Below are 804 nucleotides of genomic sequence, written 5' to 3' on the forward strand. Positions count from 1 at the left end.
GCATGCGAACGGAAGGAAACGAGATGGATCGGGTGTTCCGCATTTTGACGATCGTCATGACCGTCGGATTTGCGACTGTGGTGTCATCCGCGGTTGCGAGGATGATCTTCGACGCTTTGGGCGGGGCCGGATTTGTCCGACTCCCCCTTGCTGCAGCGCCGATCTTGATCGGGATCTATGCCTCAATCCATGTGATCGTGTCCTGCCTGATCGATGACCGGGACCACTTTCCACCGCCTTTGGAAGCAGACTGACGGCCTGTCATGCCGGGCTTGGATCTCCAGCGTCCGATTTCAGCCCTACACCGCTCTGGTGGATCACCATGCGCTCCGCCGGGAACGGCTTGATGAGCGCGAAAGCCTCGTCTACGGTGCCGGACAGCCACTGCGCGTAGTCCTCAGGGCCCAGGATCATCGGCATCCGGTCAGGGTGGGTATCCTTGACCAACTCATTCGGCGTTGTGGTTACCATCGAACTGGTAATCATCTCGCGTAGGTCGCCGCCACCGTAGTTTCCCTTGTAGGCCCGCCAGACACCCGCCAAGGGAAAGGGTGGCCGCGCGCCCTCTCCCGTCACACCGAACCAGACGTAAGTCGCCGGATTGTGGCCCTTCGCCTCGCAGAAACTGGTCGCGGGGATCAGGCAGCGCCGTTCCTCGAAACTCTTCTTCCAGAAACCAGAGGTGCGCAGCTTGTCGTCGCGGGCGTTGTTCACGGCCTTCGGCTGGATCGGCTTGCCGGTCTTCTTGGAGACCTGCGGCATTACGAAGCCCCAGTGGGCATGCTCAAGCCACCGCGTGCCGTC

The 804-nt window shown here is 61.2% G+C and carries 2 protein-coding genes; one reads left to right on the top strand and one right to left on the bottom strand.

Annotated features, from left to right (window positions below; genetic code table 11):
• Positions 1-254, top strand: a 254-nt coding sequence (locus ACOI1H_RS25905) for a hypothetical protein (RefSeq protein ID WP_422441223.1), incomplete at its 5' end; no start/stop codon positions are given.
• 7 nt (positions 255-261) lie between these two features.
• Here the strand turns inward: ACOI1H_RS25905 and ACOI1H_RS25910 are convergent.
• A partial coding sequence (locus ACOI1H_RS25910) for an SOS response-associated peptidase (protein ID WP_422441224.1) occupies positions 262-804 on the bottom strand: 543 nt, incomplete at its 5' end.

The organism is Loktanella sp. DJP18, from assembly GCF_049310965.1.
In the GTDB taxonomy this organism is placed as follows: domain Bacteria; phylum Pseudomonadota; class Alphaproteobacteria; order Rhodobacterales; family Rhodobacteraceae; genus Loktanella.